This window comes from Pseudomonas sp. 14P_8.1_Bac3, from assembly GCF_025466085.1.
GTDB lineage: Bacteria > Pseudomonadota > Gammaproteobacteria > Pseudomonadales > Pseudomonadaceae > Aquipseudomonas.
Map to the genome: position 1 here is coordinate 44,961 of NZ_JANLOD010000020.1, position 6,400 is coordinate 51,360.

The 6,400-nt window shown below is 56.7% G+C and carries 6 protein-coding genes; all 6 read left to right on the forward strand.

Features of this window, described 5'->3' with window-relative positions:
* Positions 1–187 precede the first annotated feature (187 nt).
* Positions 188–1,912: an acetolactate synthase 3 large subunit gene (locus NTD84_RS07345; RefSeq protein WP_262164392.1), complete on the forward strand. Its 1,725-nt coding sequence runs from the start codon at positions 188–190 to the stop codon at positions 1,910–1,912.
* Positions 1,913–1,914: 2 nt separating this feature from the next.
* A complete protein-coding gene (ilvN, locus tag NTD84_RS07350; protein ID WP_003176102.1) occupies positions 1,915–2,406 on the forward strand; it encodes an acetolactate synthase small subunit in 492 nt (163 codons plus the stop codon).
* Positions 2,407–2,454: 48 nt separating this feature from the next.
* Positions 2,455–3,471 (forward strand): ketol-acid reductoisomerase, encoded by a 1,017-nt coding sequence (ilvC, locus tag NTD84_RS07355; protein ID WP_003185459.1) that lies wholly within the window; start codon positions 2,455–2,457, stop codon positions 3,469–3,471.
* A 145-nt stretch (positions 3,472–3,616) separates the two neighbouring features.
* Positions 3,617–4,471: a CDP-diacylglycerol--serine O-phosphatidyltransferase gene (gene pssA, locus NTD84_RS07360; RefSeq protein ID WP_262164394.1), complete on the forward strand. Its 855-nt coding sequence runs from the start codon at positions 3,617–3,619 to the stop codon at positions 4,469–4,471.
* A 55-nt stretch (positions 4,472–4,526) separates the two neighbouring features.
* Complete coding sequence (gene msrP / locus NTD84_RS07365; RefSeq protein ID WP_262164396.1) at positions 4,527–5,540, forward strand: protein-methionine-sulfoxide reductase catalytic subunit MsrP; 1,014 nt, start codon at positions 4,527–4,529, stop codon at positions 5,538–5,540.
* Positions 5,540–6,160, forward strand: a complete 621-nt coding sequence (gene msrQ / locus NTD84_RS07370; protein ID WP_262164397.1) for a protein-methionine-sulfoxide reductase heme-binding subunit MsrQ — start codon at positions 5,540–5,542, stop codon at positions 6,158–6,160. The genes msrP and msrQ overlap by 1 nt, the downstream gene beginning before the upstream one ends.
* Positions 6,161–6,400 lie beyond the last annotated feature (240 nt).

The following is a 6,400-nucleotide window of genomic DNA, read 5'->3' on the forward strand; positions in this document are numbered from 1 at the left end:
ACACCCGCAACGCGTTACCTCGCGCTGGGTGGGAAAGGCCCGCAACACTTGGGACGATCCCAATACTTGCTCAGTCAGTGCTGACGTAGTCGGCGACCACCGTCGCTCATGCTCTGCCGAGAAGTAAACCTATTAAGACCCGTCCCCTTGAAGTGGACGGTATTCTGGCGTTTTAGAGGTGAACAACGTGGAGCTTTTATCTGGCGGTGAGATGCTCGTCCGCTTTTTGCGTGACGAAGGCGTCAAATATATCTACGGGTACCCGGGTGGTGCTCTTCTTCATGTCTACGATGCCCTGTTCAAAGAACCGGAAGTGACGCACATCCTGGTTCGTCACGAACAAGCGGCGACCCATATGGCTGACGGCTACGCCCGAGCCACCGGTAAAGCCGGCGTGGTTCTGGTGACCTCCGGCCCGGGCGCGACCAACGCCATTACCGGTATTGCCACGGCCTACATGGACTCCATTCCGATGGTGGTCATTTCCGGCCAGGTGCCTAGCACCATGGTAGGCACCGATGCGTTCCAGGAAACCGACATGATCGGTATCTCCCGGCCGATCGTGAAGCACAGCTTCATGATCAAGCACGCCTCGGAAATCCCGGAAGTCATGAAGAAAGCGTTCTACCTGGCGCAATCCGGTCGTCCTGGTCCGGTCGTTGTCGATATCCCGAAAGACATGACCAACCCGGCCGAGAAGTACGAGTACGTCTTCCCGAAGAAAGCCAAGTTGCGTTCCTACAGCCCGGCTGTTCGCGGTCACTCCGGGCAAATCCGCAAGGCAGCCGAAATGCTCCTGGCGGCCAAGCGTCCTGTGATGTACGCAGGCGGCGGTGTGATTCTTGGTGGTGGTTCCGCGCCACTGACCGAATTGGCGAAGATGCTCAACCTGCCAGTGACCAATACCCTGATGGGCCTGGGTGCCTACCCTGGCACCGACCGTCAGTTCATCGGCATGCTCGGCATGCACGGCAGCTACACCGCCAACCTGGCGATGCACCATGCCGACGTGATCCTGGCGGTCGGCGCGCGCTTTGACGATCGCGTGATCAATGGCCCGGCCAAGTTCTGCCCGAATGCCAAGATCATTCACATCGACATCGACCCGGCTTCGATTTCCAAGACCATCAAGGCAGACGTGCCGATCGTCGGTCCGGTCGAAAGCGTCCTGACCGAAATGGTCGCGATCCTCAAGGAAATCGGCGAGACCCCGAACAAGGAGTCCGTGGCCAGTTGGTGGAAACAGGTTGATGAATGGCGCGGTGATCGCGGCCTGTTCCCTTACGACAAGGGTGATGGCAGCCTCATCAAGCCGCAGGCCGTGATCGAAACCCTGTGCGAAGTCACCAAGGGCGATGCCTTTGTTGCCTCCGACGTGGGCCAGCACCAGATGTTCGCGGCGCAGTACTACACGTTCAACAAGCCCAATCGCTGGATCAACTCCGGTGGCCTGGGCACCATGGGCTTCGGTTTCCCGGCGGCCATGGGCATCAAGTTGAGCTTCCCGGACGCCGACGTTGTTTGCGTGACCGGCGAGGGCAGTATCCAGATGAACATTCAGGAGCTGTCCACCTGTCTGCAATATGGTTTGCCGGTGAAGATCGTCATCCTGAACAACGGCGTCCTGGGTATGGTTCGCCAGTGGCAGGACATGAGTTACGGCAGCCGTCACTCACACTCCTACATGGAATCGTTGCCTGACTTCGTCAAGCTGGCAGAGGCCTATGGTCACGTCGGCATGCGCATCACCGAATCGAAAGATTTGAAGTCGAAGATGGAAGAAGCGTTTGCCATGAAGGATCGCCTGGTCGTGCTCGATATTTCGGTCGACACCAGCGAGCACGTCTACCCGATGCAGATCAAAGACGGCTCGATGCGCGATATGTGGCTGAGCAAGACGGAGCGTACCTAATCATGCGGCACATTATTTCCTTGCTTCTGGAAAACGAACCCGGCGCTCTGTCTCGCGTAGTTGGCCTGTTCTCGCAGCGCAACTACAACATCGAAAGCCTGACCGTGGCACCAACGGAGGACCCGACCCTGTCGCGTCTGACGCTGACCACCGTTGGTCACGATGAGGTCATCGAGCAGATCACCAAGAACCTGAACAAGCTGATTGAAGTGGTCAAGCTGGTCGACCTGTCGGAAAGTGCTCACATCGAGCGCGAACTGATGCTGGTCAAGGTCAAGGCCACTGGCGCCCAGCGCGCCGAGATCAAGCGCACTACCGATATTTACCGTGGGCAGATCGTCGATGTCAGCGCTAGCGTGTATACCGTTCAACTGACCGGTACCAGCGACAAGCTCGACAGCTTCATTCAGTCCATCGGCACCGCTTCGATTCTGGAGACCGTCCGTAGCGGCGTAACCGGTATCGCCCGCGGCGACAAAGTACTCAGCATCTAAACCAAATTAGCGAATGGCCTGAACGGCCTGGATATATAGGGGAAATTCATGAAAGTTTTCTACGATAAAGACTGCGACCTGTCGATCATCCAGGGCAAGAAAGTTGCCATCATCGGTTACGGTTCCCAAGGCCACGCTCAAGCGTGCAACCTGAAAGACTCCGGCGTTGACGTCACTGTTGGCCTGCGTAAAGGTTCGGCGACTGTGGCCAAGGCCGAAGCCCACGGCCTGAAAGTGACTGATGTTGCTTCCGCCGTTGCTGCTGCCGACCTGGTCATGATCCTGACCCCGGACGAGTTCCAATCTGCGCTGTACAAGAACGAAATCGAGCCGAACATCAAGAAAGGCGCCACCCTGGCCTTCTCCCACGGTTTCGCGATTCACTACAACCAGGTTGTTCCGCGTGCCGACCTCGACGTGATCATGATCGCGCCGAAAGCACCGGGTCACACCGTGCGTTCCGAGTTCGTGAAGGGCGGCGGTATCCCTGACCTGATCGCTATCTACCAGGACGCCTCGGGCAACGCCAAAAACGTTGCGCTGTCCTACGCTGCCGGCGTTGGCGGCGGTCGTACCGGCATCATCGAAACCACCTTCAAGGACGAGACTGAAACCGACCTGTTCGGCGAACAAGCCGTTCTGTGTGGCGGTACTGTCGAGCTGGTCAAAGCCGGTTTCGAAACCCTGGTTGAAGCTGGCTACGCGCCGGAAATGGCTTACTTCGAGTGCCTGCACGAACTGAAGCTGATCGTTGACCTCATGTACGAAGGCGGCATCGCCAACATGAACTACTCGATCTCCAACAACGCTGAATACGGCGAGTACGTGACGGGTCCGGAAGTGATCAACGCCGAGTCCCGTCAGGCCATGCGCAACGCCCTGAAACGTATTCAGGACGGCGAATACGCCAAGATGTTCATCAGCGAAGGCGCAACCGGCTATCCTTCGATGACCGCCAAGCGTCGTAACAACGCCGCTCACGGTATCGAAATCATCGGCGAGCAACTGCGCTCCATGATGCCGTGGATCGGTGCCAACAAGATCGTCGACAAAGCCAAAAACTAAGTCGCGCACTTGTACGGAAAACGCGGCCTCGGCCGCGTTTTTTCGTTTGGGAGGCCGGTTCTGGTATAAAGCTGCATCGTTTGCGGTCGAACCGTCGTCCCAGACACCTGTCGAAATTTTTCCACCCCGTTGCAAGGTAATGTCCATGAGCGAACGTCCCGAAGAGCCAAACCAGGCTTCTGACGCCGAAAGCCTGCTGCCCATCGATGAGCACATCGAAGAAGGGCATGACGCTGAAGGCCGTAAAGTCCGGCATCGTGGTATCTATCTTCTGCCGAATCTTTTCACCACTGCGAACCTGTTCGCAGGCTTCTATTCCATCATTAACTCGATGAGTGCGCAGGCAGCCTTGAGCGCTGGCGACTCGGTCAGCGCGAGCAAGTATTTTGGTTTCGCCGCCATCGCGATTTTCGTCGCCATGGTGCTCGACGGCCTGGACGGTCGGGTGGCGCGCATGACCAATACCCAGAGCGCCTTTGGTGCCGAGTACGACTCGCTGTCGGACATGGTCGCCTTTGGTGTTGCGCCGGCCTTGCTGGCGTTCGGTTGGGCCTTGGGCGACATGGGCAAGGTCGGCTGGATGGTCGCCTTCATTTATGTCGCGGGTGCTGCGCTGCGACTGGCGCGTTTCAATACCCAGGTCGGCACCGCGGATAAAAGATACTTCATCGGTCTGGCCAGTCCTGCTGCGGCGGGCGTAGTGGCGGGTATTGTCTGGGCTTTCAGCGATTACGGTATCCAGGGCTCCAAGATGTCTTTCCTGGTGGCGCTGATGGTCGCGGCGGCAGGGATGCTGATGGTCAGCAACATCAAGTACAACAGCTTCAAGGAACTGGATCTGAAAGGGCGCGTGCCTTTCGTGGCGATCCTCGCTGTCGTCTTGGTGTTTGCCGTTGTATTCAGTGATCCGCCGCGCATCCTGCTGCTGGTGTTCCTTGCCTATGCGGCGTCTGGTCCGGTTCAATACCTGTTACGTCTTCGTCAGCACAAAAACACGTAATTTCCCTCATACTCCGCAGTCTATTGGTGCATCTGTCCAACGCTGCGGAGTTGCCATGCTGATCAAAATCCCCAAGACGTCCGACTGTCATGAGTCGGACGTCACGCCTGAATCCCTCTATCTATCTCGCCGAAATTTTTTGGGTGCTACCGTTGCTGGTTTGGCTGTAGGCAGTTTGCCGCGTTGGGCCAATGCAGATGAGGCTGCGCGTTATCTGGATGTCGAGCCGGGCAAGGCGCCGTCCTGGTTTACCGAAAAACTTCCTTCTACGAAATGGGGAGCGGTCAACGTCAAGGATGAGGCGATCACACCGTTCAAGGACGCGACTCATTACAACAATTTCTATGAGTTTGGCACCGACAAAGGTGATCCGGCAGCCAACGCAGGTGCGCTGAAAACTGAGCCCTGGAGTGTGGTAGTAGACGGGGAGGTGAGTAAGCCGGGGCGATATGCGCTTGAGGACTTCATGAAGCCCTATCAGTTGGAAGAACGCATTTATCGTCTTCGCTGCGTAGAGGCTTGGTCGATGGTTATTCCGTGGATCGGTTTTCCCATCTCGGCATTGCTCAAGGAGGTCGAGCCGACGTCCAAGGCCAAATTCATTCGCTTCGAAACCTTGCAGGACCCGAAGACGATGCCAGGACAGCGTTCTGGTTTTGCCTTGATCGACTGGCCCTATGTAGAAGGGCTGAGGATGGATGAAGCGATGAACCCATTGGCCATTCTGGCGGTAGGCATGTATGGGCGTGAGTTGCCCAATCAGAACGGTGCACCTCTGCGTTTGGTCGTGCCGTGGAAGTACGGCTTCAAGAGTATCAAATCCATCGTGCGGATAAGCCTGGTTAGCGAGCAGCCGAAGACCACCTGGCAGAGTATTGCGGCGGACGAGTACGGTTTCTATGCCAACGTGAATCCTACGGTCGATCATCCGCGCTGGACGCAGGCGCGGGAGCGGCGGTTGCCGAGCGGTCTGTTCAAGCCCAATGTGCGCGATACGCAAATGTTCAACGGCTACTCGGACGAAGTCGCTTCTTTATATGCAGGGCTCGATCTGCGGAAGAATTACTGATGCGCTATCCGTTGTGGCGAGTGGGTGTCTTCATTGCGGCGGCGATATGGCCGTTGTTTTGGCTGTATCAGGCCTGGGCAGATGTGCTGGGGCCGGATCCGGGCAAAGTGCTGGTTGATCGGTTGGGGCTTGGAACGCTTGTCTTGTTGCTCGTGACATTAAGCATGACGCCGCTGCAGAAGCTTACCGGTTGGGCGGGGTGGGTTGCTGTGCGGCGGCAACTGGGTTTGTGGTGTTTTGCTTATGTGGTTCTCCATATGAGCGGTTATACGGCGTTCATTCTCGGTTTCGATTGGTCCCAGTTGGGTGTCGAGTTGCGCAAGCGGCCGTACATTATTGTCGGGGCGCTGGGGTTCCTGTGCTTGCTGGCGTTGGCGGTGACCTCCAATCGCTATAGTCAGCGACGTTTGGGGGCTCGGTGGAAGAAGTTGCATCGCCTGGTCTATGTAGTTCTCGGACTCGGATTGCTGCACATGTTATGGATCGTGCGGGCTGATCTGAAGGAGTGGGCGGTCTACGCCTCTATAGCTGTGCTGCTATTAGTCCTGCGGTTGCCCCCTGTAATCCGTCGAATCCCCCGGTTAATAGCTAAAAAGTCATCTTCTGCAAGAAAGGCGTAATTAGGGGTTGACGGCAGATTCTGGAGGTCTATAATTCGCCCCACTTCCGGCGCAGTCGAAACGGAAAACTCCTTGGTAAACAAAGAGTTACGCAGGTTTCGACGGCGAGTTGCTTCAGATCATCGGGGTCTGGAAGGAGTCGATTGAGCAGTGTTGTTTAGCTCGGTTGACGATTCGATCTTCTCGGTCGACAGCGGTGAAAAAGAGGTGTTGACAGCAGCGAGTAACGCTGTAGAATTC

Bases quoted from the DNA above. Each gene is read 5' to 3' on its own strand.
- ilvN (WP_003176102.1), top strand. From the start codon at position 1,915: ATGCGGCACATTATTTCCTTGCTTCTGGAAAACGAACCCGGCGCTCTG.
- ilvC (WP_003185459.1), top strand. From the start codon at position 2,455: ATGAAAGTTTTCTACGATAAAGACTGCGACCTGTCGATCATCCAGGGC.
- pssA (WP_262164394.1), top strand. From the start codon at position 3,617: ATGAGCGAACGTCCCGAAGAGCCAAACCAGGCTTCTGACGCCGAAAGC.
- msrP (WP_262164396.1), top strand. From the start codon at position 4,527: ATGCTGATCAAAATCCCCAAGACGTCCGACTGTCATGAGTCGGACGTC.
- msrQ (WP_262164397.1), top strand. From the start codon at position 5,540: ATGCGCTATCCGTTGTGGCGAGTGGGTGTCTTCATTGCGGCGGCGATA.